This is a genomic window from Gramella jeungdoensis (assembly GCF_023805255.1).
GTDB classification, from domain to species: Bacteria; Bacteroidota; Bacteroidia; order Flavobacteriales; family Flavobacteriaceae; genus Christiangramia; species Christiangramia jeungdoensis.
In genome coordinates, this window is record NZ_JAMSCK010000001.1 from 377,837 (window position 1) to 403,023 (window position 25,187).

Consider the following 25,187-nt stretch of genomic DNA (forward strand, 5'->3'; position numbering starts at 1 on the left):
ATTCAAACCTGATCTACTTTTGAAAAAAAATTACTTTTTTTACCTCCCCGTATTTTTTTTACTGTGGAATATCAGTCTGGCTCAGGATTCCAATTCAATTAGCCGGGATACTTTAAATGCTCTTTTGGACAGTATAGAAGAATCTATAAAGGAGTATAATTATGAAAAAGCCATCGAAGACTCTCATTCCCTTATAAATCTGGCTAAAGATGCTGATGATCAGTATTTTGTTGCCAAGGCGTATAATAATCTTGGGCATGTCTACCTGGATCTTGATGATAGAGCACGTGCCCGAAGAAATTATACACTTGGTCTGGAGTATGCTCAAAAATGCAGTAACGATACTATCCTGATGCGGTCTTACAATAATTTGGGTAATATTTACTCTGAAATGCCCGAGACCCAGACAAAAGGGATAAATTACTATAATAAGGTTATTAAACTCGCTGAAAAGATTAATGATCCTGTTGAATCTGTAGTTCCAAAAGCAAATATTGGGTGGACCTATTTGGATAATGGTCAGTTTGAAAAAGCATATCCATATATAAATGAATCTCTTAAAACCGTAGATTCCACAAAGGAATCTTATACCAGGAAAGAAAGACTTGATTATTTATATTCTCAGCTTTATATGCTTCATGGCAGGTATTATTCCCATAAAAAGGAGTATGATACGGCAACATACTATTTTGAGAATTCCATACGGCTTGCAGAGGAAGATAGTTTGATCCTACCTGCAGCAGAAGCTTACTATGAATATGCGGAAATGTTGGAGCAAAAAGGTGATTTTGAAAAAGCATATTTAGCTCAGGAAAAATATACAGAATATAACTCCAAGATTTTTGAAAGTAAAAAGCTTAGGCAAATGGAAATTGCCAATGCTCGTTTTAATCTTAACGAATATCGGCGAAACCTTGAATTAGCAGAAAGAGAACAGGAATATCAGGAGGAGATCATAGAAAAGTCAAAAGAAAAAGTGATCATTATGGTGCTTTCTTCTTTAGGATTGATATTTATCCTCGTTTTTCTGCATAAAGTCAATCGGGATCGTCAAAATCTTATTAGTAAATTAAGAGATAAGAACAAGCAGTATAAAGAAGCCAAGGATGAAGCCGAGAAACTATCCCGTCTTAAAACACGTTTCTTTAGCACAGTAAGTCATGAGATAAGAACTCCTCTCTACGGAGTAATAGGGTTAACCTCATTGCTTCTTGAAGATAAGAGCCTTAAGAAGCACCAGGGGGATTTAAGGTCGTTAAAATTCTCTGCAGATTATTTACTGGCACTCATTAATGATGTGCTGCAAATGAATAAAATGGAATCTAACGAGGTTAAGCTTGAAAATGTTTCCTTTAAGCTTAAAGACCTCATGAAGAGTATTGTGAATAGCTTTGAATTTACACGGCTCCAGAATAAAAATGAAATTCATCTTGACATAGATGAGAACATACCACCATTTCTGATTGGCGATTCCGTAAGACTTTCCCAGGTATTGATGAACCTTGTAGGTAATGCTATGAAATTTACCGAGAGAGGAACAATTTGTATTGTTACTCGTCAAATTGAAAGGGATGAGGAGTATTCTAAAATCTATTTTGAAGTAGAGGATAATGGCCCGGGAATTCCAGAAAGTAAGAAAAAAGTGATCTTTGAGGAATTCTCTCAACTTAATAATTCAAATTACAGTTATCAGGGTACAGGCCTTGGATTGCCTATCGTAAAAAGGCTTCTTAGACTTTTTAACTCTAAGATCAGGCTTGATAGTAAAGAAGGAGAAGGGGCCACTTTTAGTTTCACCATTAATTTTAAGATAGATAATTCTAAGAAGGAACTTCCGAAAATTAAGCAGGAAGTTTTCGCTAGTTCTAACTCGTCGCGAAAAATACTGGTGGTGGATGATAACCGTATTAACCAGGTGGTGACAAAAAGGGTTTTAACTAAAAAAGATTTTAAATGTACAGTGGCCGGTGACGGAGAGAAAGCTATTCAGCTTGCAAGAACAAATGACTTTGATCTTATTCTTATGGATGTAAACATGCCTGGAATTTCGGGCCTTGAAGCCTCAAAGGAGATCAGGAAATTCAATAAGGAAATACCTATCCTAGCACTTACTGCTGTGGAAGTTGAAGAAATAAGAGAAGAGATCCTTGCTGCCGGGATGAGTGATATTATTGTAAAACCTTATGATGTGCAGCAATTCTACCAGGTTGTTTACAAGTATTTAAGCCTTAAAAGTCTTCCGGAAGAAGTATAAAATCATTTATTTATTGGCTTTGAATTTTCAGGAGCTTGGAAATAGCCACTTTCTGGTTTGAAGAAAGTAATATTGCTTATTTCTGCCTCCCCCAGTTTTTGGTCCAAACCATCTTCCTCACTCCAGCTATAAAAACTCCAATTTGTTGCAAATGCCACATCTTCAACCATTATGTAATCTGAATAAACTATAGCATGTGGATTTTCCTCGGCTTTGGTCTTCTCTTTACTAAAGGTTACTATATAAGCAGCAGCCTTTAATCTTTCCGTTTCCGGATCCTGATATATAATGTACCAGTCATCGGGGGAATCACCCGTGCCCGATTCAAAGCTAAGTTTTGCAGTATTATATTGAAGGCTGTCAAGTTTACGTGTTTTCTCTTTGTCCCAAACTGTCCCGGGATCGGTTAACTTAAAAGGCATGGCAAAAAAATACTGCCATGTGAAAATGTCGAATCTGGCACCATCGGTTTTCGCTGTATCAGGTGTAATAAGGGTTTTTTCACCATCATAAATCAAAGATGTGCCATTCACTTTATCAACCCTGACTCCTGTCGAATTAGTAGTCATGCTTATTTTGGCATTCAGCCTTTCAGAACCACCAAATTTTAATATTATATCGAAAGAAACCGCCTCATGGTTTCTAAAAGCTGGCTTATTATGGGCTTCCTCAATGTTTTCTGAAAAAGAAAGTGCGGGTGGAGGGCCGGCTCCATCCCCAATTCCGTTATCGGGCTCTACAGGAATTCTTTCTTCAGATTTATTTTCCTTACAACCTATAATCGTAAAAATGCAGAACAGCAAAATGATCTTTTTCATAGACGGGATTTTCTATAAAAGTACAAAAGCTGAATTAGATAAAATAAAAAACCGCTTTCCCTGAGAAAAGCGGTTATTTATATGGAGTGTACTTCCAATCTATTTTACCATATCAAAACTTCTCTTAATGAATGCCGTAAGCTCTTCACCTTTAAGAAGGTTTTGAGAAAGCCTGGCAAGATCGAGAGACTGCTTGATAAGTCTCTGCTGCTTTTTCTCGGTCTTGGTATTGAGAATTGTACTAATAAGATCGTGATTGGTATTCACAACCAGATTGTACATTTCTGGCATATTGCCCATTCCAAACATTCCGCCGCCACCGGTTTGCTGCATTTCTTTCATTCTACGCATGAATTCCGGCTGCGTGATAATAAGTGGAGCGGCATTGCTATCCATCGCTTCTAATTGAATAGTATATTTTTCAGAAGGAATTACCTTTTCAAAATCAGCTTTCAGCTTTTCTTTTTCGTCATCAGAAAGTTTGGAGATCTTCTCTTCATCTTTCTTGATGAGGTTGTCTATATGGTCTGAATCTACCCGCACAAAAGAGATATTCTCTTTTGAAGTTTCAAGTTTCTGTAAAAGGTGAGAGACAATAGGTGAATCCAGAAGAAGAACCTTATAGCCTTTGTCTTTGGCAGCTTCAATATAGCTGTGCTGCTCATTTTCGTTTGAAGCATAAAGAACAATCAGTTTTCCATCTTTATCGGTCTGGTTCTCCTTGATTTTCTCCTCCAGTTCCTCAAAAGTGAAATATTCATCGTCGGTAGTAGGATAAAGAGCAAATTTATCTGCCTTTTCAAAGAATTTTTCTTCGGTAAGCATACCGTATTCGATAACGATCTTAATATTGTTCCATTTCTTCTCAAAATCCTCACGATTGTTATTGAAAAGGCTTTTCAGCTTATCTGCCACCTTTCTGGTGATGTAGCTTGAGATCTTCTTCACAGCGCCATCTGCCTGAAGGTAAGATCGGGATACATTCAACGGGATATCCGGCGAATCTATAACTCCGCGAAGCATGGTAAGGAATTCGGGTACGATACCTTCCACATTGTCGGTTACAAATACCTGATTTTGATAAAGCTGGATCTTATCCTTTTGAATGTTCATATCCTGAGTCATTCTCGGGAAATAAAGAATACCAGTAAGATTGAACGGATAATCTACGTTAAGGTGGATATGGAATAACGGCTCTTCGAACTGCATTGGGTAGAGTTCACGATAGAAGTCGTTATAGTCTTTTTCCTCAAGATCGGTAGGTTGTTTGGTCCATGCCGGCTCAGGGTTGTTTATGATATTATCAACCGTTTTGGTTTCAGGCTTCGCATCTTCCTTGGCATCTTCGGGAAGTGGAAGAGTTTCTTCCTTTGTCCCGAATTTGATCGGGATAGGCATGAACTTGTTATACTTCACAAGCAGCTCCTGGATACGGTTCTCTTCCAGGAATTCCTTGTCATCCTCATTTATGTGAAGGATGATCTCGGTACCGTGTTCTTTTTTGTCAGCTTCTTCAAGGGTAAATTCAGTAGTTCCCTCACAAACCCAGTGTGCTGCAGGTTCATCCTTATGAGATTTAGTAAGGATCTCTACCTTGTTTGCCACCATAAAAGCAGAATAGAAACCAAGTCCAAAATGACCAATAATGCCACTGTCTTTAGCTGAATCCTTATACTTCGCAAGGAATTCTTCAGCTCCGGAAAAGGCTACTTCGTTGATGTACTTTTCTACCTCTTCTTTGGTCATACCGATCCCCTGATCAATTACATGCAGGGTTTTCTTGTCTTTATTTATCTTAACCTCAATTACTGGATTGCCATATTCTACATTGGCTTCTCCCAGATTGCTGAGGTGTTTTAATTTAAGGGTCGCATCGGTTGCGTTTGATATAAGCTCCCTCAAAAAGATTTCATGATCACTGTACAAAAACTTTTTGATGAGCGGAAAAATGTTTTCTACAGATACATTTATTTTTCCGGTTGCCATATTAAAAATTTTAAGTTTTGATTCACCCTCCTTTTTTCAAAAAAAGTACCATTAGTGATTCGCTGCCAAACTGACACGCTCTGTAATTAAAATTGGGTATCGCCGTCTAAAATCCTGTGATTCAAAAGTGAAATAAAATATTTAACAAAACTTTGTTTAAACTTTTGTGCAAAGAATTAAACAAAAAATGTATTTTTGAACGAAAGATTTAGAGTTATGGCAAAGTCAAAAGGTAATAGTAAGGTGAAGAAGAAGCCGAATGCAGATCAACTGATAGCCATTTATATGGATTATGTGCTGGAAAATGAGAAAACTCCCCGTAGTGTATATAAGTTCGCTAAGGATAACGATATGACCGAGCAGGATTTTTACAAGCACTTCGGCAGTTTTGAAGGTTTACGAAAGGCGATTTGGGAAAAGTTCTTTGAGAATAGTATGCAAGTGATGGAAAAGTCAAAGGAATATGCTTCCTTCTCTAATAGGGAAAAATTGCTCACCTTCTTTTATACTTTCTTTGAGGTTCTAACTGCCAACAGGAGTTATGTTCTTTATACTCTTAGCGAACATGACATGCCGTTAAAGAACCTGGATCAATTAAAATCTTTAAGGAAGAACATAAAGAACTATGCGAAAGGCCTTATTGAAGAAAGAAATAAAGAGAAATCGCTTAAACTATTTCAGCAAAGTGAGATGATATTTTCTGAGGGAGTGTGGATACAGTTTCTTTTCTTATTGAAATTCTGGATGGATGATAATTCAGCTGCATTTGAAAGTACCGATGTTGCGATCGAGAAGTCTGTAAACACTGTATTTGATGTTTTTGATAACACGCCTTTAGAGAGAGTCGTAGACTTTGGAAAGTTTTTGTGGAAAGAAAGAATGGCATAGGCCGGGATAGCAGATGAAGACCATAGACAAAATACCTACGGGCAAGATTGGAAGAACTAGTAAGCTTGTTCAAACCGGAGTCAAGATAGGAGGCAATTACCTGAAATATTATGGTAAAAAAGCTTTCAACCCGGAGCTTACCCGTGATGAGCTGAATGAAGACAATGCCAGTGATATCTATGACGGACTAAAGAGCTTGAAGGGAAGTGCCCTGAAAGTAGCGCAGATGCTTTCAATGGAAAAGAACCTGCTTCCTGGAGCATATGTTGAAAAATTCAGCCTGGCTCAGTTTAGTGTGCCACCGCTTTCGGCTCCTTTAGTAAGAAAGACTTTTAAAAAATATCACGGAGATTATCCTGAAAACTTATATGATACGTTTGCAACCCAGTCGGTGAATGCAGCCAGCATCGGTCAGGTGCATAAGGCTACAAAAGACGGGAAAAAACTTGCTGTGAAAATCCAATATCCGGGGGTTGCAGACAGTATCAGTTCAGATCTTGCAATGGTAAAACCTATCGCACTTAAGATGTTTAACCTACAGCCGAAAGATTCTGAAAAATATTTTCAGGAAGTAGAAGGGAAATTGCTGGAAGAGACAGACTATATTCTGGAAGTGAAACAGAGTCGGGAGATTTCTGAAGCTTGCAAGCATATTCCAAATATCAGTTTTCCAAAATATTATGAGGAGCTTTCCAGTGAACGTATCATTACCATGGACTGGATGGACGGTGTTCATCTGAGTGACTTTGCAAAACAAAATAATGACCAGGAACTGGGAGATAAAATCGGGCAGGCATTATGGGACTTTTATATGTTCCAGATCCATGGATTAAAACAGGTGCATGCCGACCCTCACCCGGGAAATTTTATGGTGAGTGAAAACGATGAACTTATCGCGATAGATTTTGGATGCATAAAACAAATTCCACGGGAATTTTACGATCCTTATTTCTCCCTTACAAACAGGGAGAACTTAAATAATCAGGAATTCTTCCACGAAAAATTATTAGAGCTGGAGATTCTCGATGAAAACGATTCTCAAAAGGAAAGGGAGTTCTTTTCCAGTATGTTCTATGAGATGTTTGAGATGTTCTCTACACCTTTTCAATCTGAAAATTTCGATTTTACAGATGAAAAATTCTGGAACAATCTTACCCGTCTCAGTGAAAAATACTCCAAAGATCCTGAACTGAGAAAAATGAATGGAAATAGAGGAAGCCGACATTTCCTCTATATGAGCAGAACCTTTTTTGGCCTCTATAATCTTTTACATGATCTTAAAGCGAAGGTTAACATTAATAAGTTTAGAGTGTATCTCTAATGGTTGATTTATTGGTTAGGTTGTTAGGAAGCGTGGTTAGGACCCTACACTGGCCGCGCTTCCTTAATTTAAAAACCCGGCAATTGCCGGGTTTTTAAATTTATTAAAGGTTCTTAGTCATTCTAATTTCCGAAATCTTCTTTTTCCGGTATCTCTACTGAATTCTTTTCTTTATTCTTTACATATTTCTCCAGCCACTGGTCCTGCTCCCATAAAACATGTAATACCGATTCTTTTGCACTATATCCATGACTTTCCTTAGGAAGCATAACGAGCCTGGCAGTAGCGCCAAGACCTTTTAAGGCATTGAAATAGCGCTCACTTTGCATAGGGTAGGTTCCAGAATTATTATCGGCTTCCCCATGAATAAGCAATAAGGGGGTCTTCATTTTTTCGGCATGCATAAAGGGGGACATGGTGTAGTAAACTTCGGGGGCTTCCCAGTAATTTCTTTCTTCACTCTGAAATCCGAAAGGTGTAAGAGTTCGGTTATAAGCGCCACTTCTTGCAATTCCAGCTGCGAAAAGATCGGAATGAGAAAGGAGGTTTGCGGTCATAAAAGCTCCGTAACTATGGCCTCCAACGGCAACCCGGTCTCTGTCTATATATCCCATTTCGTCTACCGCGTCTATAGCTGCTTTGGCATTCGCAACCAGTTGTTTTCTAAAAGTGTCATTTGGCTCTTCTTCGCCTTCACCTACAATAGGGAAAGATGCATCGTCCAGCACCACATAGCCTCGATTCACCCAGTAAATCGGTGAGCCGTAATAAGGATAGGTGAAATCATTGGCATTTGAAGTATTCTGTGAAGCCGAATTCTTGTCCTTATATTCCCTCGGATATGCCCACATGAACATTGGAAGTTTTTTGGGATTCTCCTTATCATAACCTGCCGGAAGATATAGAGTGGCATTAAGTTCTAGGCCGTCATCACGTTTGTATGTGATCACTTCTTTGCTAACATTCTCAAGACTTTTGAACGGATTTTCGAAAGAAGTTATCTGTGTAAGCGCATCGTCTGAATCTAAATCTCTAATATAATAATTAGGATATTCAACAGAGGATTCTATTCTAACCAGGATTTTCCCTTCTTCCATATCTAAAGCTTCCACCAGGGTTTCTTTTTTGTCTTCAAATTTACTTTGGTAAAGTCTTTTGGTATCTCCATCTTCCAGGTCTATCTTATCAACGAACGGATACTGACCTTCTTCGGTAAAGCCTGAACCCAATAAAAAGGCATATTCGTCATCAAGTTTCAAAACATTCCTGCCAAATTCATTTTTAACGGTTACAAATCTTCCGGGGTCGCTATAGACATCCTGATAATTCCTATCAAAGATGATCTCTGGCTCTTCTGAAGAGTCTGAAGGATCAAATACGTAGGTCTTTGTATTTCGAGTATTCCACCAGAAATCGGTAGCTATTGCTATTTCACCATTTCCCCACAGGATTCTGCTTCCACGGTTTTTCACTTTTAACAGCGATCTTCCTTCTCCTTTGAAAGGTGCTTCCAATTGAAAGAACTCATCGCGGTATTCCGCTTCAACTTCCGGGTCTCCACCATCCAGGGCTTCTACATAAACGAGACTGGCCGGTTTATCATCTCTCCACTCAAAATCTCTTTTCCCCTCACGTTCGGCCATAAAGCCTTTCGGAAGGTCTTCAATGAGCGGCACGTCATTGATCATACTGATAAGATTTCCATTTTTGTCATAAATGTTTGTCTCCGAAGGGAATCTATAGTAAGGAACCAGATAGGAAAATGGCTTCTTGATATGTGTCACCATTACATAGTTGCCGTCTGGAGAAAATGAGATACCACTATACATTCTGGGTTCCATCCATTTTGATGAAGTACCATCAAGATTTACTTTGACCAGTTCGGCTCTGGCTAGTTGCTCAAAATTGTATTCATCATTCGGGTTTTTCAGCAGATCCTGGTAGGTTCGGTTCTGAGCTTCCTTACCATCACTTACCGAAACGGTTGGGCCTGTAGGAACCGAAGTTTTGGTGTCTATCAAATCTTTCCTGTCGGCAGGGAGCATGCTCACAAGCAGTGCCGAATTATCCCTGAACCAGTTAATCGTGCTTCGCATGTTGGCATTCAAATTGGCACCGGTTAATTTACGAGCTGCAGCTGATTCAACGTCTAGTATCCATAGTTCTACCCCTTTATCAGTGGTATGGGTGAAAGCGATTTTTGATTCGTCTGGAGACCAGTTAAAATTGGTCAGCCTGGGAGCTTCAGGTAGTCCTGTCACCTCTGTAGGGGTATCGGCATCTACAGGCTTCACCTTGATTTCATTATAATATCTTGCCCGGCTATTTATGTTGGTAACGGGGTTTATCCTTAGACCGGCCAGCCGCATCTCTTCTTCGCTCAATTCTGCTATGCTCTTAAACTGATCACGGTAGAGAAATATCATCATTTCCCCTTCACTGTCTATAATGGTGGAAGGAGCAAGAGGGACGTCAACCAGTTCAAGTATTTCTTTTGGAGGTTTCTGGTAGTCTAAATTTTCCTGGGCAAGTGCACTGGAAACAAAAAATAATAAGCCCGAAAGGCAGATGAAAATTCGGTTCATAAAGTAAGTTTTAAGTTGAAATTTAATCGACGGCAAAATCAGAAGGAATGTTAATGTTTATTATATTGCGCGTCCATTTTTTTACAATTTGCTTAAATTTAATAAGAATAAGTTTTAAAATCACAATAATTGTCGATGTATCAAACCAAAATTGCAGGATTAGGAAAATACGTTCCCGAAAATGTTGTCACTAACGATGATCTTTCCAAGATAATGGACACCAATGATGAATGGATCACGGAACGTACAGGAATCAAAGAACGTAGACATATAAAAAAAGGTGACGGTAATTCTACAGCCGTTATGGGTGTAAAAGCCGCTAAAATTGCTATAGAACGTTCTGGAATCTCTAAGGATGATATAGATCTTATAGTTTTTGCAACCCTTAGCCCTGATTATTATTTTCCAGGCTGCGGGGTTCAGGTACAGGAAATGCTGGATATTAATACATGCCCGGCCCTGGATGTTAGAAATCAGTGCAGCGGATTTGTCTATGCTATTTCGGTAGCTGATCAGTTCATCAAAACCGGAATGTATAAGAATGTCCTGGTGATTGGTAGTGAGAATCATAGTGGAGGACTTGATTTTAGTACTAGAGGCCGTTCGGTTTCGGTGATTTTTGGAGATGGTGCCGGAGCTGCGGTTCTAACAAGAAGCGATCATAACGGCCAGGGTATCCTGTCTACTCATTTGCATTCGGAAGGGAAACATGCACTTGAACTTTCACTGAAAGGTCCAAGTACAAATTACTGGGTACCTGAGATTATTAAGGATAATCCGCAGGGTGATGATATCCCGTATTATCCTTATATGAACGGACAGTTTGTTTTTAAGAACGCCGTACAGCGCTTTTCAGAAGTGATCAATGAAGGTCTTCAGGCCAATGGGCTGGAGGTTTCTGATATCGATATGCTAATTCCACATCAGGCTAACCTTAGGATCTCACAATTCATTCAGCAGAAATTCAAATTGAATGATGATCAGGTTTATAACAATATTCAGCGTTACGGAAATACTACGGCAGCGTCCATTCCAATCGCCCTTACCGAAGCATGGGAAGAAGGTCGTGTAAAAGATGAAGATATTGTAGTGCTTGCCGCTTTTGGTAGTGGTTTTACCTGGGGAAGTGCAATTATAAAATGGTAAATTAAAGAGGCTAACTAAAAAGTTAATTACCTGTCATTGCGAGGAACGAAGCAATCTTTACATTATTTGTATTTAAAAGGCAGATTACTTCACTTCGTTCGTAATGACGTTTGGACTGCCTTTTTAGACAGCCTCCTTTTATTTGCCGGTAAAGTATTTATAGAGGTCGTAGATCCCAAAGATTATAAAGGCGATTGCCAGTATGATCCCAAAGGTATCCGAATCTGATGATTCCATTTTCTGGTAAAGCCTGAAACTTCCGTATCCCAGGAATACCAGCCCAAGAACCAGGTTCCAGATATTTCTTTTTGAGCTTTGCTCTTCGGTACCTGCTTCTTCGTTATTCATTTTCGAAATCTTTCGGAAAGGTTGATTTTGCGATCTTTAAAGCTTCGTCATAGTGATTTTGCATAACAAAAAGCTGTGCCTGATTAGGAACTCCTCCACCAAATCCTGCCCGAAGACCCGAATCGAAATCATTTCTTACACGCGAATGTATACTTGCCTTTTCATATAATTCCTGAAGATACTGTACATTGGTTTCAGGACCTGTATACACTCGTTTATAACTTTCTTCTTCGCTCATATCAATATATTATATGTCTAAATTACGAATAAGCTATAAGCTTTCAGGCTTATTTAAACTGAAATTAACGTTCTATGCATTGTAAAACTTGCTGTTCCAGATCTCAGTATTGAAATTCTTGCCCATTTTGAACCCATAGAAAATGGAAAGGCCTGCAAACCATTTGAAGATAAAGAAGAAGACCATGAAGAATTCTGTAGTAGACTGTTCCGGGCTAAATAAACCGTCGGGAACCAGCAACGCAGTTAAAAAACTGGTAACCAGGAGAAGCAGCACGAAATTTTCAAGTGTCTTGAAGGGCCACATGATCAATTTTCGCAGAGGATGAAGATCATTCCCCCATTTATGAATCAGATAATAATAATCGTTCCCAATAGGAGCAAAAAGCAGGGGGTCGTCGGCATTCTCAAGTTTAAATAAGTGGGAAGGAGCTACGATCTTAAAACCTTTAAGAGCCGTAATGTGTTGTTTTTCCAATTCCTTTATTTTTATGAGCGCTTCATAAGGAATCTCTCCTTTGAATAATTTTGAATCCAGGAATCTTAGGCGATAATTCACGCATATTCGGTAAATCTGATCCAGGTGGAAGACCTTTCCTGGATCAAGCAGATCCGGATTAAAATCGTTCCTCGCAACATTACTTCCGTGGTTAATTTCATCAAGAACCTCTTTATCCTTTTTCTCAGTATCGCGAAAGATTAACCCTACCTCTTCCAGAATATGGTCTTCGGTAATACTTTTATTTCTGACTTTAAGAAGTTGGTGTTCAATATTTGTGCGGGGAATTCTCAGCTTCATTTTTCTTTCTCTTTAGCTACACTAAATTAGACAATTAAGCTTAGAATAACAATTGAAAAAGAGCACATTACTAACAATAGTGCAGCTAGACAGCTGTTAATTCTATGCCAATTAGCCACATTTTAAAAACCGTTTAAGTGGTTTCCTCGTTAACTTCTTAGATAATTAATTAAAACTACAATTATGAAAAATCTAAGAATTTTTACCACTTTATGTTTATTCCTTATTACGGTAAATTTGGTTATCGGGCAGAATGAAATGGCCGATACGAAAATGGTAGGAGGTGCAGAAATGTATCCCTCAAAGAATATTGTTGAAAATGCTGTAAATTCAAAAGATCACACCACTTTGGTGGCGGCTGTGAAAGCAGCTGAACTTGTGGATGTACTTAAGAGCGACGGACCTTTTACCGTATTTGCTCCTACCAATACTGCTTTTGAAGATCTCCCAGCAGGAACGGTAGAAACACTTTTAAAAGAGGAGAATCAGAAAAAACTACAGGCTGTTCTAACCTATCATGTACTTGCCGGTGATTATGAAGCCAGTGACATTGTAAGTGCTATAAAGAAAGGGAATGGTAAGGCTAGTTTTGAAACCGTTAATGGAGGGAAAATTTCAGCCATGTTAGATGGAGATGAGGTGAAGCTGAAGGACGCCGCTGGAAATGTTGCGACTGTAACCATTGCCGATGTTGATCAGTCTAACGGAGTTATTCATGTGATAGATTCTGTCCTTTTACCAGCTAAATAGGAATTTTTAAACAGAATTTAATAAAAGCGGCCTAAGGCCGCTTTTTCCGTTAAATAAAAGTCAAAGTCTATTAATAGGCTTTTTATTTAGTCATATTCCGGTTATTTTGAATAAAACTGAAAATTTTTTGAATGCTATGAAATTTGTACGAACCACACTGTTAATGCTAGGTATTTCTCTTGTCTTTGTTGCATGTGGGTCCAGTGGTCCTACGGCCAAAGATGATTTGAAGAAGCTGGAGTCCTATGACTCCTATGCCTATCTTCCCAACAAGGATACTATCATTAGCAGGGATTATGATAATTATACGATTCAGGAGACCATAATAGAGACTATCAATGCCAATATGAATGAAGAGGGGTATGTTCTGGATAAGCGGCAGCCCGATGTACTGGTATATGTTCACCCCATGTTTGATGAGGAGATCGCGGTAAATGCCAATCCTGTATATACCAATTATGCGTATTACCGACCAGGATTTTACATTGGCCCATATTATAAAGATTATATGTATGATAATTATTTTACCATACAACGAGTTGACGGACCAAGGGTAAAACAAATCCCTTACCGTGAAAGATCTATTGTCATAGACTTTATAGATCGTAGAAGCAATGAGATACTCTGGAGAGGAACTGCCGATGAAACTATAGAGACCAGAAGATTACAGCGGGAGATCAGGCAATATATAGATGAGATATTTAAAGACTTTCCTTAGTGGTTAAGTTAGGTTGAATAAAAAAACCGTGTGAAGTTCACACGGTTTTTTTATTTATCTCAGTTCAGCTTTCAGTTCTTTTTCAAACCTGTGCTGCAGTTTCTTCATCATTTTGTCCACCTGCTTATCGGTAAGTGTTTTGTTCTCATCCTGGAAAACAAAACTAACCGCATAACTCTTTTTCCCTTCCGGCAGATTCTTTCCTTCATAAACATCAAAAAGGTTTACTTCGGTTAAGAGTTTCTTTTCTGTTTGCCTTGCGATCTGCTCTATTTCTTCATAGGTCACCGTCTTGTCAAGAAGCAATGCGAAATCTCTTCTCATACTAGGATATTTTGGAATAGGAGAGAAGCTGGTCTTTTGCTTTTTGGTCATTTCCAGCACTTCCTGCCAGTTAAAATCGGCGAAGATCACCTCCTGTTCAATATCAAATCTCTTCAGAATGGATTTTTTAACTACTCCGAATTCAACCAGTTTAGCTTTCCTGGTACTAAGCTGAAGGCCTTCAGAAAATATATCACTTTTCGTCGCTTTGGCTTTCAGGTTATTTATCCCAAGTTTTTCGAAGATCGAATTTATCACGCCTTTCAGGTAAAAGAAATTACCATTCCCGGATATGCTGTTCCAGCTCTCTGCCGTTCTTTCTCCAGTAATGAATAATGAAAGATGCTTATTTTCTTCTCTTCCGCTAACATAGGAATGATAGGTCTTCCCGAATTCAAAGATCTTAACATTATTCCTTTTACGGTTGATGTTATAACTCAAAGTTTCAAGGCCAGAGAATAACATGCTTTGGCGTAAAACTGCCAGGTCCTGGCTAAGCGGATTCAGCATTTCCACCTGGTATTCGTCTTTCTGTTCCTCACTAAGTTTATTGTATTCTGCTGAAGTAAGTGAGTTGGCCATGGTTTCATAAAAGCCCTGGCCTATTAGCTGGGTAGCAATCAGGTTCTGAACTTTATAATCTTCAAATTTTGAAGAATTGGCTACCGAAAGACTAAGCTTATCACCAAACTTAATATTGTTATACCCATAAACTCTAAGGATCTCTTCGATCACATCCGATTCACGCTGAACATCCACACGATATGAAGGAATGGTAAGTCCCATTCCGGTTTCAGTTACATTGTTCACCCTGATCTCCAGAGAAGCAAGTATGGATTTTATGGTCTCCTGTTGCAGGTTTTCACCTATAAGTTTATTTACTTTTTCAAAGGTGAGGAATACCTGAAAATCTTCAATTTTTTTGAAATACAGGTCATCTATATCACTGGTGATCTCTGCACCTGATATCTCCTTTATAAGTAAAGCCGCACGTTTGAGGGCGTACTCTACCGAATTCGGGTCTATTCCTCTCTCAAACCTGAAGGAAGCATCGGTATTAAGTGCGTGTCTCTTAGCTGTTTTTCTAACACTCACCGGATTAAAATAAGCGCTTTCAAGGAATACCTGCGTGGTACTTTCGGTAACTCCGCTGCTTATTCCACCAAAGACTCCTGCGATACATAATGGCTTTTCTGCATCACATATCATAAGGTCTTCTTCATGAAGTTCTCTTTCCACTTCATCCAGGGTGGTAAATTTAGTGCCAGCCTTTAAGGTTTTTACATTTATTTCGTTACCCGCAATTTTACCGGCATCGAAGGCGTGAAGCGGCTGCCCTAACTCATGCATCACATAGTTAGTGGCGTCCACTATATTGTTTTTAGGTGTAATTCCTATAGCTTTTAACCTGTTTTTAAGCCATTTTGGAGATTCACCAACTTTAACGTCAGAGAGAGTGACTCCACAATAACGGGGAGCGAGGTCTGAATCTTCCACTTTTATCTGGATCTTGAGGCTTCGACTATCCACATGGAAGCTGCTCACCGATGGGGTGATAAGTTCCAGGTGCTGACCTTTTTGCTGGTATCCGGCCTTTAGATCCCTTGCCACACCCCAGTGGCTCATAGCATCGGCGCGGTTAGGAGTAAGTCCTATCTCAAAAACTTCATCGTTCTCTACCTCAAAAATATCCGCTACCGGAGTACCGGGAACCAGTTCATTATCCATCACCATAATACCTTCATGGCTTTGCCCCAGGCCGAGTTCTTTTTCCGAACAAATCATTCCATAGCTGACCTCTCCACGAATTTTTCCTTTCTTTATTTCCCAGGATTCGCCGGTTTCATCGTATAGTACAGTTCCTATAGTTGCGACGGGAACCTTTTGTCCTGCCCCTATATTTGGAGCTCCGCATACTATTTGTACTTCTTCACCATTACCAATATTCACCTTGGTGAGTTGTAGTTTGTCAGCATTAGGATGCTTATCGCAACTTAACACATGGCCTACTACCACACCTTTAAGACCACCTTTGATGCTTTGAAAGTTCGTGATACCTTCTATCTCAAGTCCAAGGTCTGTGAGTAACTCTCCGGTTTTGTCGGCGTTTTCGGGTAATTTGATAAACTGTTTCAGCCAGTTATATGAAATCTTCATGAATATTCTTTTTCAGGCTGCAAAGATAGTATTACCAATTTTTTTAGCATAATTATAAGCCAACTTTGAAAAGTATAATTATAAAAAAAGGGAAGTAAATTTACTTCCCTCTCAGATTTTTGATTCAAGATATATCAGTTCTGCTTTTTAAACTCCATGTGAGCAACGGGATTTTTGGCTTCACTGTTAGTAAGGTCATGAATATCCCAGGCGATCTCACCCGATTTTCTGTTAAGAATGTGCTTCACCTTTCTTTTTTCTCCATTCTCTTCATATTTCTCTATCATGACAATTTCAGTGGGAGTCGATTTTTCTATCTTCATCGTTGAAGGCTCTATTCCTGTAAGGGAATTTCCGATCCAAACCATATCATATTCTTCATCTACAGCGTCATAAGTCAAAATCCTGGTGCCTATATAATCGCCAGATTTGCTATGTAAAGTTCCGGTTAGAACAGTTTTATCTTCATTTGTAGTAAATACAACATTTCCTTCATTTCTCAGGAATTTTTCCCCATTCTCAAATCCATAATTCTTATTAGACCATTTTCCTTCAAGGAACTGGAGTTCGGTGCCTGCACCTTCCAGCTTGGCCAGTTTGGTCTTGGAAGCCTCCAGCATTTGAGCTTTTTCTTCAAGATCCTCCATAGTGGCTGAAAGATCTATCGCCTTTTTGTAATTTTTTTTGGCTTTTGCTTCATCTCCTTTTTCCATCAATAGGTCAGCATAAGAGTCATATGGATTAGCCTCGTTGGGATATTCATCTATCTGGGCTAAAAAGACCTTTTCAGCAGCTTCCAGATCTCCTTCACTCATCAGCCTGTATCCCAGAACATTCAGAGGTTCCGAAAGGAATGTGTATTCGTTGCCTTTTACCGGATTCTTATCATAATTTTTAAGGGTCTTGTCTATCCCGTTTTTTTTGTAATCCTGGTAAAGTTTCTCTGTTACATTTTCAGTTGTTTGCTGTGCAAAGGCAAAACTCATGCTAAAAAGGAGCATTAAGCTCATAACTAATTTTGTGATACTTTTCATTCTCATAATCCTGAATTTTTATGGTTTAAATAATTAATTGAACTCAAAAATCCGGGGGCTCGGAAAAGCAAAAGCGGGGAGGGAGAGTAGGGGGTATGAATATCTGAAAACTTTAAAACATTTGGTTTTCAGTATTTTAAAGATAATGAAAAATGTTTTAAAGATTAGCTCCGGAAATAAAAAAAGGGCCGGAGCCCTTTTCTAGATATGAATTTTATGAGTTGTTTAATCTTCGCAGCTTTGAGTAATATTAGGTGTTAACTCATTCTTTTTAGAAACGTCATTAACTTTAAAATCGGTCCATACATTGTTATTTGGAGTGCTACCATTACAGTCTTTTTCCAGACTCACGGTCCACCAATATGTTTCACAGGCCTCTAAATCTAAAAAAGCATGTTCGGTTTGTCCGGCTGTAGACCATTCTGTTGTAACACTGCTTTCACCCCACAAAGAAACTACAGATTGAGCCAAAGTGAATATTATTTCAGCATTTTCCATGTCTTCAGCAGGCACATAGGTAAAGGTGTAACTCCCATCATTATTATCCATATAGCTAAAGCTTTCTTCACATTCAGAGCAATCAAGTACTTCCGCCTGGACATCAGTATGACCTCCAGAACCTATAAAATACCGAAGATCATAAGTGTTAGCTTCATCAAAGGTATAAAAGAAGCAGGCTTGAGTATTTTCAGAGGTGTGAAATATTTGTTCGTAATACTCGTAATCTTCAGGCTCAATCTCTTCAGTTTCAGGATCATCACCATATTTTAGCAATTGTACCTGAACATTGGTAGTTTTTGGATTTCCATTTCCTATTGTAGCTTGTGGAAAATTTAAACAAAACTCCGCCTCTTCTCCTGCGCAGAGATCACCAAAAACCAAAGATTCTTCTACATTCTGTACGGTTGGTCTTGCGTCAGCAGTAATAAGTTCTTCATTTGAATCATATGATTCTACGCTACATCCTGAAAATCCTAAAATTAGGACGATCAGGTAAATTATTTTTTTCATAATCGGTTAGTATTTAAAAAATTAGGACTATGAATGTACAGAAATGGGGGATATCCCTTATTTTTTGTTCCAACTTTTCGATGTACGAAGAGAAAACATCGTTGTAGGACTTAGATTACTGGTTTTTAGAGGCTTGTCTAGCTGATATAATTCCAGATAGTATTGTTCTTTACAAGGCGGGAATAGGCATTTTTGATCATCAGGTTCTTCTCCATTGAAAGGTTTGGATCCTCTTTCAGAATCTTTGACGCGTAAAATCTGGCCGATTTAAGGATAGAATTGTCTTTCACAATATCTGCGATCTTCAGGTTAAGAACACCGCTTTGCTGAGTTCCCATAAGATCACCGGGTCCTCTTAATTTAAGGTCTACTTCAGCGATCTCAAAGCCATCATTGGTTGAGGTCATGGTTTCAAGCCTGGTCTTACTGTCTGAAGAAAGTTTGTGACCGGTCATAAGGATGCAATAGCTCTGATCTGCACCTCGACCAACCCTGCCTCTTAACTGGTGCAGTTGGGAAAGGCCAAATCTTTCGGCACTCTCAATAATCATTACACTGGCATTAGGCACATTTACTCCCACCTCAATAACGGTTGTAGCTACCATGATCTGGGTCTCGGTGCGTACAAACCTATCCATTTCATAATCCTTATCTGCAGGTTTCATCTGTCCGTGAACAATGGATATCTGAAAATCCGGGAATTCCCGGGCGATACTTTCGTAACCGTCCATCAGGTCTTTGTAGTCCATTTTTTCCGATTCCTGGATAAGAGGATAAACTATATAGACCTGTCTTCCTTTTTGAATTTCCTCCCTGATGAACCTGAATACCTTTAAGCGGTTACTGTCAAATCTATGGACCGTTTTAACCGGTTTTCTACCTGGCGGCAGTTCATCTATTACCGAAATATCAAGGTCACCATACAGGCTCATGGCCAGCGTTCTTGGAATAGGAGTCGCGGTCATCACCAGAATATGCGGGGGGATCTCATTCTTTTTCCAGAGTTTCGCGCGCTGGGCTACCCCAAATCTGTGTTGTTCATCAATGATCGCAAGCCCGAGGTTTTGAAATTTCACTTTATCCTCTAGCAAAGCGTGAGTGCCAATAAGAATATGGATCTGGCCATTTTCAAGTTCTTCGTGGATCTCTTTTCTTTCGGAAGTTTTCGTTGAACCTGTTAAGAGTCGAATATTAACATCAAGTTCCTGGCAAAGCTCCTTCAGTCCGTTGTAATGCTGTACTGAAAGAATTTCTGTGGGAGCCATGAGGCAAGCCTGGAATCCATTGTCCAGGGCTATGAACATAGACATTAATGCGACTATGGTCTTCCCTGAGCCTACATCCCCCTGGAGAAGTCGGTTCATTTGTGCGCCACTTCCCATATCGCTCCTTATCTCCTTGATCACTTTTTTCTGAGCATTCGTCAGGTTAAATGGCAAATGATCGTGAAAGAAATTATTGAAATTTTCGCCGATCCTGTCAAAATTGAAACCTTTGATCTTCTGTTTATGAAGCATATTCCTTCTTAACAGCTGTAGCTGAATGAAGAAAAGTTCTTCAAATTTGAGTCGGAATTGAGCTTTAGCCAGCATCTCCTGGCTTTTCGGAAAATGAATGTTGAAAAGTGCTTCCGATTTCGGGATCAGCTTGAGCTCATTTATCAGTTCGTTGTTGAGGCTTTCAATGAACTTTAACCCGGTTTGCTGGAGCAATTCCTGCATCAGCTTCATGATCACGCGGTTGGTGATCCCTTTTTTTACCAGCATTTCGGTAGACGGGTATACGGGCTGCATGGCGGTGCGCAGATTCTTTTTGTAATCTGCTACCAGCTCCATCTCGGGATGCGGCATGCTGAACATTCCATTGAACCAATTGGTCTTTCCAAAGACCACATATTGTGTGTTTAGTTTCAGATTTTCCCTGATCCATTTATGTCCCCGAAACCAGACCAGTTCCATTCTTCCGGTGTCGTCTACAAAATCGGCCACAAGCCGCTTTCCACGTTTTTGCTCCACCGTTTTAATATGCACTATCTTGCCAACTACCTGGACTTCGGAAGAATTTCTTTGAAGTTGGGATATTTTGTAAAATGCGGTTTTATCAATGTATCGATTGGGAAAAAAATTGACAAGATCCCGGTAAGTTGCAATTTTGAGCTCTTTTTTGAGCAGCTCGGCCCGGTTGGGACCAACGCCTTTCAAATACTCAATAGGGGTTTGCAACAGATTCTGCATCATAAAAACGAAGATATTAAAACCGATCAATTTCTTTAGCGTCCATTTTAAGAATAGTTGTTTAAGCTATAAAATTTATGGATTGAAGCACCTATTTTGTAATTTGCAGAAGTTATTCTTCAGGATTACATGCGAAAAATTATAGCTTTTCTGGTCATTTTATACTCAGTTGTTCTGGTGGCTCAGGAAAAACAAGTATCCCAAACCCAATATTTCGATTTTAAAAAAGTTGAGGCAAATGTGATGATCCAGCCTGAAGCGGGACTGGTAGAAGGAAGTGTTTCATTTGGTTTTGAAATTTTAAACCAGACCGATACTCTTTATATAGATGGGAGAAATATGGAGTTTAACGATATTCGTCTTAATGGAAATTCTGTCGAGTTTTTCAGCGATAAAAGAGGTTTGTATGTAATCGCGGGTTTTCTTCCTTCTCAAAATAATCAGTTGGACCTGAGCTATTCCGTAAGGCCAGCATCTGGAATGTATTTTATAAACTGGGAATTTCCCGATTTGGACGACTCTCAAAAACAGGTATGGACCCAGGGACAGGGGAGGTATACTTCAACATGGCTGCCAAGTTTCGATGATATGGAGGAAAAAGCTGAGTTCGATCTTAGTTTTGATTTTCCTTCCGGATATGAAGTTATATCGAACGGCATCCTAAAAAATACCGAAAAGATTAATGATACCCTCACTCGCTGGGAGTTTGATATGCAAAAGCCTATGAGTAGCTATCTGGTAGCCGTTGCTGCTGGTAAATATGCATCTCAGAATAAAATTTCAGAAACTGGCGATGAGATCCAGCTTTTTTACCGACCAGAAGACTCACTTTTATTCGAGCCTACCTACAGGTATACTAAAAGGATCTTCGATTTTCTGGAAAAAGAGATCGGGGTTCCCTATCCCTGGCAGAATTATAAACAGGTGCCGGTTCTGGATTTCCTGTATGCGGGAATGGAAAATACAGGGGCCACCATATTTTCCCAGTCTCTTATGACCGATTCCATCGGTTTTAAAGACAGGAACTATGTAAATGTGAATGCTCATGAACTGGCGCATCAGTGGTTTGGAGACCTGGTGACCGAAACGAATAGTAAACATCACTGGCTGCATGAAGGCTTCGCGACCTATTATGCTCTGCTAGCGGAAAAAGAGATTTTTGGTGAAGATTATTATTACTGGAAACTTTTTGAAACTGCAGAAGAACTAAAACAACTTAGCGATTCAGGAAAAGGGCAGGCGTTGCTTGATCCAAAAGCAAGTTCCCTTACATTTTATCAGAAAGGAGCCTGGGCGCTGCATATCCTGAGAGATGAAATTGGAGATGAAGCCTTTAAACAAGGAATAAGGAAATACCTGGAAATTTATAGTTTCCAGAATGTGGAGACCGATAATTTCATCGCACAAATGGAACTGGCATCGGGGCAGGATCTTTCAGACTTCGTAAAGAACTGGTTGGAACAATCAGCATTTAAGGCTACCGAAGCGCTTGAGTCCCTTAAGAAATCCCAATTCATTAAGGATTATCTCGCCATAGCAGCTTTACGGGAAACTCCTCTTGATCAGAAATATGAACTCCTGGCTAGTGCACTGGACTTTCCGGTGAACGATTATATTGGGCAGGAGGTAGTACTTCAGCTCTCAGGTTTACAATCTCCTCAGGCAATTCAGTTGTACAGGAAAGCCATGGAAACCAATAATGTTTATGTGAGACAGGCCGTAGCCATGAGTATGGAAAGTGTTCCGCAGGAACTAAAGAAGGAATTTGAATCTTTACTACAGGATGATTCCTATCTTACAAAAGAGGGAGCCTTATATAAATTATGGGAGCAGTTTCCTGAACAAAGAGGAGAGTATTTGAACAAAACAAAGAGATGGGAAGGTTTTTATAATAAGAATATAAGGATGCTATGGCTTACCCTGAATCTTGTCACTTCTGAATTTGAACCTGAAAAAACTAATTCTTATTATGAGGAACTTGCAGGCTATACGGATGAATGGAGGCCATTTCAGGTGAGGGAAAATGCATTTGGTTATTTATATCAGCTAGGTGCTTTTGATCGGGAAAGCCTGGAAAATCTTATAAAAGGAACACATCATCATGCTTACAGCTTTAGGAATTTTTGTCGGCAGTTGCTTTCTGAATTGTTGACGAACGAAGAATACAGGAAAGAACTAACAGATCTTTCTCAGGTCATGACTGAAAAGGAAACAGTATATCTGAGATCTAAAATCAACAGGTAATATGCGTGCGCTGGTCATTTCAGGAGGGGGAAGTAAAGGGGCTTTTGCCGGCGGGGTTGCTCAATATCTTACCGAGGAATTGAAAAGGGACTACGATCTCTTTATCGGTACCTCTACAGGCAGTCTGTTGATCTCGCATATGGCCCTGCATAAGGCTGAAAAGGTAAAACGAGTATATACTTCGGTTAACCAGTCCAGTATTTTTAGCAGTAGGCCTTTTCTGATTCATAAAAAGCATGGTTACGAGAATATCAGCATAAATCACTTTAATGTATTGCTCAATTTTCTGAAGGGAAGGAAGACCTTTGGTGATAGTTTTAATTTAAAAAAGTTACTGAAGAAAACATTTTCTAAAGAAGAATTTGAAGAATTAAAAAACGGCCCCAAGGATATCATAGTGACGGTGTCAAACCTGTCTTTGAACGAGGTGGAGTATAAATCTATCAGGGATTACGAATATGAAGATTTTATAGAATGGATCTGGATATCCTGTAATTATACACCCTTCATGAGCCTCGTTAAAAAAAATGGTTGTGAGTATGCCGATGGAGGGCTTGGATCTATGGTACCTATAGAGGAAGCCATTAGAAGAGGTGCCACAGAGGTAGATGCCATTATCCTTAAGACAGAGGTTACCTATTTTAACAGGTTGCCCTCGAAAAATGTTTTTTCGCTCATCACCAATCTTTTTGCTTTTATGCTGGATCGTATCGAACGTCAGAATATTCAGATAGGGAAATTTGCCGCTTCTCATCACGATGCCATTCTGAATTTCTATTATACTCCCACGGTATTAACTACTAATTCCCTTATTTTTGATGAAGAGAAAATGACCGAATGGTGGGAAAGTGGCTTTGAATTTGCTAAACATATGAATAAAGAATTAGACCAAATAGAACCCTAATGCGAGCATTGGTAATATCTGGAGGAGGAAGTAAAGGAGCTTTCGCCGGTGGCGTCGCTCAATACCTTATCCAGGAAAAAAAGAGAAATTACGATCTGTTTCTGGGGACATCTACAGGAAGTCTTCTTATCCCGCACCTTGCAGCCGGTAATATTCAGAAGATCTATGATATCTACACTAATGTCACTCAACGCAAGATCTTCAGTATTAATCCTTTTATAGTAAAGAAAAAGGAAGGCCGGGAATATGTGACCATCAATTATTTAAATACGATATGGCAATTTATCAGGCAACGACGAACTTTTGGAGAAAGTAAGGCGCTGAGGCGAAATATTAGAAAAAATTTCTCTCACCAGGATTTTAATGAGCTTAGGAATAAGGTGGAAGATGTTGTGGTTACGGTTTCAAATCTGTCCAAGAACAGGGTAGAGTATAAGTCTATTCATGAATTTGAATATGACGATTTTTGTGACTGGATCTGGATATCCTGTAATTATATTCCCTTTATGAGTCTCGCCGAGAAGGACGGATTTGAATATGCTGATGGCGGTCTGGGGTGTGTGGTACCCATCAGGGAAGCTATAAAAAGAGGAGCTACCGAAGTGGATGCGATTATCCTGGAAGCCGAAAACATGGAGTATCATAAAATACTAGGGAAAAACCCTTTCTCACTTATGGTAAATTTATTTGGTTTCCTTCTGGACCAGGTGGAGTATCATGATATTGTGGAAGGTAAGCTGGCAGCCATGAATAAAAAGGTCAAGCTCAATATCTACTACACTCCTACTAGACTCACCGAAAATTCACTGGTCTTCAATAAAAAAGCAATGACCCAGTGGTGGCAACAGGGATATGAGTATGCCGAAAAGAAGGACCTGGAACGAAAAGCCGATAAATCCTCCTGGTTTAGATTAGGCTTCTAACTTCTTTTTTGATGTATGAAAGTCCGGTGTCTGTTGGTGCCTGCTTGCCCATTAAATTTTTAAGGATCATCTCCCTTAATTGATCGGCATTGGTTATATCTTCTTTGGCAGATGCTTTTCGTATCAAAGAAATAGTGGCATTCTTGGAAGTTTTGATATAATCCCAGCATTCATTGGTAATATAGATCTGCTGCGCAATGTTATGCTCAAACTCCTGTTCGATCGTAGCTATAAGAAGGTTAGCATAAAGATCGGGATCTTCAGAATTTGGTTTTACACGAAAAAGGATCTGGCCTGGGGAGATCCTTTCAAGAAAAAGGGCCAGGCGTTCATAAGCCTGTAGCTTGATAGGTAAAGAGGTTTTTCGGTTTTCCCTAAGCATCAGGAATCTCCTGCGGTTTTCCTCATTTTTCGAATAGGTGTTGAAAAAGTAAAATGCAACTAATCCAACAACCACGGCAGGTAATATGGCGTATAAGAAATTAAGAATATCTGTTTCGTTCATC

The 25,187-nt window shown here is 39.3% G+C and carries 21 protein-coding genes; 10 read left to right on the forward strand and 11 right to left on the reverse strand.

The window, feature by feature from the left end:
* Positions 1 to 19: 19 nt before the first annotated feature.
* A complete protein-coding gene (locus NE848_RS01865) occupies positions 20 to 2,254 on the forward strand; it encodes a tetratricopeptide repeat-containing hybrid sensor histidine kinase/response regulator (protein WP_252110507.1) in 2,235 nt (744 codons plus the stop codon).
* Between the two features lie 2 nt (positions 2,255 to 2,256).
* On the opposite strand, the gene NE848_RS01870 is transcribed toward NE848_RS01865, so the two are convergent.
* Positions 2,257 to 3,072, reverse strand: a complete 816-nt coding sequence (locus NE848_RS01870) for a DUF6503 family protein (RefSeq protein WP_252110508.1) — start codon at positions 3,070 to 3,072, stop codon at positions 2,257 to 2,259.
* A 99-nt stretch (positions 3,073 to 3,171) separates the two neighbouring features.
* The gene (htpG, locus tag NE848_RS01875; RefSeq protein WP_252110509.1) at positions 3,172 to 5,058 is read right to left on the reverse strand and encodes a molecular chaperone HtpG; all 1,887 of its coding nucleotides are present in this window, start codon (positions 5,056 to 5,058) and stop codon (positions 3,172 to 3,174) included.
* Positions 5,059 to 5,274: 216 nt separating this feature from the next.
* Here htpG and NE848_RS01880 point away from each other — a divergent pair, with 216 nt between their 5' ends.
* Positions 5,275 to 5,946: a TetR/AcrR family transcriptional regulator gene (locus NE848_RS01880; protein WP_252110510.1), complete on the forward strand. Its 672-nt coding sequence runs from the start codon at positions 5,275 to 5,277 to the stop codon at positions 5,944 to 5,946.
* A gap of 13 nt (positions 5,947 to 5,959) precedes the next feature.
* Entirely contained in the window at positions 5,960 to 7,267 is a 1,308-nt protein-coding gene (locus tag NE848_RS01885; RefSeq protein ID WP_252110511.1) for an ABC1 kinase family protein, read from the forward strand.
* Between the two features lie 122 nt (positions 7,268 to 7,389).
* Here the strand turns inward: NE848_RS01885 and NE848_RS01890 are convergent, their stop codons facing one another.
* Complete coding sequence (locus NE848_RS01890) at positions 7,390 to 9,852, reverse strand: S9 family peptidase (protein WP_252110512.1); 2,463 nt, start codon at positions 9,850 to 9,852, stop codon at positions 7,390 to 7,392.
* A 135-nt stretch (positions 9,853 to 9,987) separates the two neighbouring features.
* Here NE848_RS01890 and NE848_RS01895 point away from each other — a divergent pair, with 135 nt between their 5' ends.
* Positions 9,988 to 10,998 carry a 3-oxoacyl-ACP synthase III family protein gene (locus NE848_RS01895; protein WP_252110513.1) on the forward strand — a complete coding sequence of 337 codons (1,011 nt, stop codon included), beginning with the start codon at positions 9,988 to 9,990 and terminating at the stop codon, positions 10,996 to 10,998.
* 138 nt (positions 10,999 to 11,136) lie between these two features.
* On the opposite strand, the gene NE848_RS01900 is transcribed toward NE848_RS01895, so the two are convergent.
* From NE848_RS01900 to NE848_RS01910, 3 genes are all read right to left on the reverse strand, one after another.
* Positions 11,137 to 11,346 (reverse strand): hypothetical protein, encoded by a 210-nt coding sequence (locus NE848_RS01900; RefSeq protein ID WP_252110514.1) that lies wholly within the window; start codon positions 11,344 to 11,346, stop codon positions 11,137 to 11,139.
* The gene (locus NE848_RS01905; RefSeq protein WP_252110515.1) at positions 11,339 to 11,584 is read right to left on the reverse strand and encodes a DUF2007 domain-containing protein; all 246 of its coding nucleotides are present in this window, start codon (positions 11,582 to 11,584) and stop codon (positions 11,339 to 11,341) included. Before NE848_RS01905 ends, NE848_RS01900 begins: the two co-directional genes overlap by 8 nt.
* A 72-nt stretch (positions 11,585 to 11,656) precedes the next feature.
* The gene (locus NE848_RS01910; RefSeq protein ID WP_252110516.1) at positions 11,657 to 12,382 is read right to left on the reverse strand and encodes a hypothetical protein; all 726 of its coding nucleotides are present in this window, start codon (positions 12,380 to 12,382) and stop codon (positions 11,657 to 11,659) included.
* A gap of 183 nt (positions 12,383 to 12,565) precedes the next feature.
* Here NE848_RS01910 and NE848_RS01915 point away from each other — a divergent pair, with 183 nt between their 5' ends.
* The gene (locus NE848_RS01915; protein ID WP_252110517.1) at positions 12,566 to 13,132 is read left to right on the forward strand and encodes a fasciclin domain-containing protein; all 567 of its coding nucleotides are present in this window, start codon (positions 12,566 to 12,568) and stop codon (positions 13,130 to 13,132) included.
* Positions 13,133 to 13,268: 136 nt separating this feature from the next.
* A complete protein-coding gene (locus NE848_RS01920) occupies positions 13,269 to 13,850 on the forward strand; it encodes a DUF4136 domain-containing protein (RefSeq protein WP_252110518.1) in 582 nt (193 codons plus the stop codon).
* A gap of 54 nt (positions 13,851 to 13,904) precedes the next feature.
* Here NE848_RS01920 and pheT read toward each other — a convergent pair whose 3' ends face one another.
* Both pheT and NE848_RS01930 read right to left on the reverse strand, forming a co-directional pair.
* Positions 13,905 to 16,331: a phenylalanine--tRNA ligase subunit beta gene (gene pheT, locus NE848_RS01925; protein ID WP_252110519.1), complete on the reverse strand. Its 2,427-nt coding sequence runs from the start codon at positions 16,329 to 16,331 to the stop codon at positions 13,905 to 13,907.
* A gap of 134 nt (positions 16,332 to 16,465) precedes the next feature.
* The gene (locus tag NE848_RS01930; protein ID WP_252110520.1) at positions 16,466 to 17,365 is read right to left on the reverse strand and encodes a tetratricopeptide repeat protein; all 900 of its coding nucleotides are present in this window, start codon (positions 17,363 to 17,365) and stop codon (positions 16,466 to 16,468) included.
* Positions 17,366 to 17,402: 37 nt separating this feature from the next.
* On the opposite strand from NE848_RS01930, the gene NE848_RS01935 reads away from it, so the two are divergent.
* Complete coding sequence (locus NE848_RS01935; protein WP_252110521.1) at positions 17,403 to 17,570, forward strand: hypothetical protein; 168 nt, start codon at positions 17,403 to 17,405, stop codon at positions 17,568 to 17,570.
* Positions 17,571 to 17,590: 20 nt separating this feature from the next.
* Here the strand turns inward: NE848_RS01935 and NE848_RS01940 are convergent, their stop codons facing one another.
* Positions 17,591 to 18,376: a hypothetical protein gene (locus NE848_RS01940; protein ID WP_252110522.1), complete on the reverse strand. Its 786-nt coding sequence runs from the start codon at positions 18,374 to 18,376 to the stop codon at positions 17,591 to 17,593.
* A 137-nt stretch (positions 18,377 to 18,513) separates the two neighbouring features.
* Positions 18,514 to 20,613: an ATP-dependent DNA helicase RecG gene (gene recG, locus NE848_RS01945; protein WP_252110523.1), complete on the reverse strand. Its 2,100-nt coding sequence runs from the start codon at positions 20,611 to 20,613 to the stop codon at positions 18,514 to 18,516.
* 126 nt (positions 20,614 to 20,739) lie between these two features.
* On the opposite strand from recG, the gene NE848_RS01950 reads away from it, so the two are divergent.
* Genes NE848_RS01950 through NE848_RS01960 form a run of 3 tightly spaced genes read left to right on the forward strand, consistent with a single transcriptional unit; the run spans position 20,740 to position 24,681 of the window.
* A complete protein-coding gene (locus NE848_RS01950; protein ID WP_252110524.1) occupies positions 20,740 to 22,854 on the forward strand; it encodes a M1 family metallopeptidase in 2,115 nt (704 codons plus the stop codon).
* 1 nt (position 22,855) lies between these two features.
* Complete coding sequence (locus NE848_RS01955) at positions 22,856 to 23,758, forward strand: patatin-like phospholipase family protein (protein WP_252110525.1); 903 nt, start codon at positions 22,856 to 22,858, stop codon at positions 23,756 to 23,758.
* Positions 23,758 to 24,681 carry a patatin-like phospholipase family protein gene (locus NE848_RS01960; protein WP_252110526.1) on the forward strand — a complete coding sequence of 308 codons (924 nt, stop codon included), beginning with the start codon at positions 23,758 to 23,760 and terminating at the stop codon, positions 24,679 to 24,681. The genes NE848_RS01955 and NE848_RS01960 overlap by 1 nt, the downstream gene beginning before the upstream one ends.
* Here NE848_RS01960 and NE848_RS01965 read toward each other — a convergent pair.
* A complete protein-coding gene (locus NE848_RS01965; protein WP_252110527.1) occupies positions 24,665 to 25,186 on the reverse strand; it encodes a DUF7935 family protein in 522 nt (173 codons plus the stop codon). The two genes, NE848_RS01960 and NE848_RS01965, sit on opposite strands and share 17 nt — an antisense overlap.
* Between the last annotated feature and the right edge of the window lies 1 nt (position 25,187).

Bases quoted from the DNA above. Each gene is read 5' to 3' on its own strand.
- NE848_RS01870 (WP_252110508.1), bottom strand. From the start codon at position 3,072: ATGAAAAAGATCATTTTGCTGTTCTGCATTTTTACGATTATAGGTTGT.
- htpG (WP_252110509.1), bottom strand. From the start codon at position 5,058: ATGGCAACCGGAAAAATAAATGTATCTGTAGAAAACATTTTTCCGCTC.
- NE848_RS01880 (WP_252110510.1), top strand. From the start codon at position 5,275: ATGGCAAAGTCAAAAGGTAATAGTAAGGTGAAGAAGAAGCCGAATGCA.
- NE848_RS01885 (WP_252110511.1), top strand. From the start codon at position 5,960: ATGAAGACCATAGACAAAATACCTACGGGCAAGATTGGAAGAACTAGT.
- NE848_RS01890 (WP_252110512.1), bottom strand. From the start codon at position 9,852: ATGAACCGAATTTTCATCTGCCTTTCGGGCTTATTATTTTTTGTTTCC.
- NE848_RS01895 (WP_252110513.1), top strand. From the start codon at position 9,988: ATGTATCAAACCAAAATTGCAGGATTAGGAAAATACGTTCCCGAAAAT.
- NE848_RS01900 (WP_252110514.1), bottom strand. From the start codon at position 11,346: ATGAATAACGAAGAAGCAGGTACCGAAGAGCAAAGCTCAAAAAGAAAT.
- NE848_RS01905 (WP_252110515.1), bottom strand. From the start codon at position 11,584: ATGAGCGAAGAAGAAAGTTATAAACGAGTGTATACAGGTCCTGAAACC.
- NE848_RS01910 (WP_252110516.1), bottom strand. From the start codon at position 12,382: ATGAAGCTGAGAATTCCCCGCACAAATATTGAACACCAACTTCTTAAA.
- NE848_RS01915 (WP_252110517.1), top strand. From the start codon at position 12,566: ATGAAAAATCTAAGAATTTTTACCACTTTATGTTTATTCCTTATTACG.
- NE848_RS01920 (WP_252110518.1), top strand. From the start codon at position 13,269: ATGAAATTTGTACGAACCACACTGTTAATGCTAGGTATTTCTCTTGTC.
- pheT (WP_252110519.1), bottom strand. From the start codon at position 16,331: ATGAAGATTTCATATAACTGGCTGAAACAGTTTATCAAATTACCCGAA.
- NE848_RS01930 (WP_252110520.1), bottom strand. From the start codon at position 17,365: ATGAAAAGTATCACAAAATTAGTTATGAGCTTAATGCTCCTTTTTAGC.
- NE848_RS01940 (WP_252110522.1), bottom strand. From the start codon at position 18,376: ATGAAAAAAATAATTTACCTGATCGTCCTAATTTTAGGATTTTCAGGA.
- recG (WP_252110523.1), bottom strand. From the start codon at position 20,613: ATGATGCAGAATCTGTTGCAAACCCCTATTGAGTATTTGAAAGGCGTT.
- NE848_RS01950 (WP_252110524.1), top strand. From the start codon at position 20,740: ATGCGAAAAATTATAGCTTTTCTGGTCATTTTATACTCAGTTGTTCTG.
- NE848_RS01955 (WP_252110525.1), top strand. From the start codon at position 22,856: ATGCGTGCGCTGGTCATTTCAGGAGGGGGAAGTAAAGGGGCTTTTGCC.
- NE848_RS01960 (WP_252110526.1), top strand. From the start codon at position 23,758: ATGCGAGCATTGGTAATATCTGGAGGAGGAAGTAAAGGAGCTTTCGCC.
- NE848_RS01965 (WP_252110527.1), bottom strand. From the start codon at position 25,186: ATGAACGAAACAGATATTCTTAATTTCTTATACGCCATATTACCTGCC.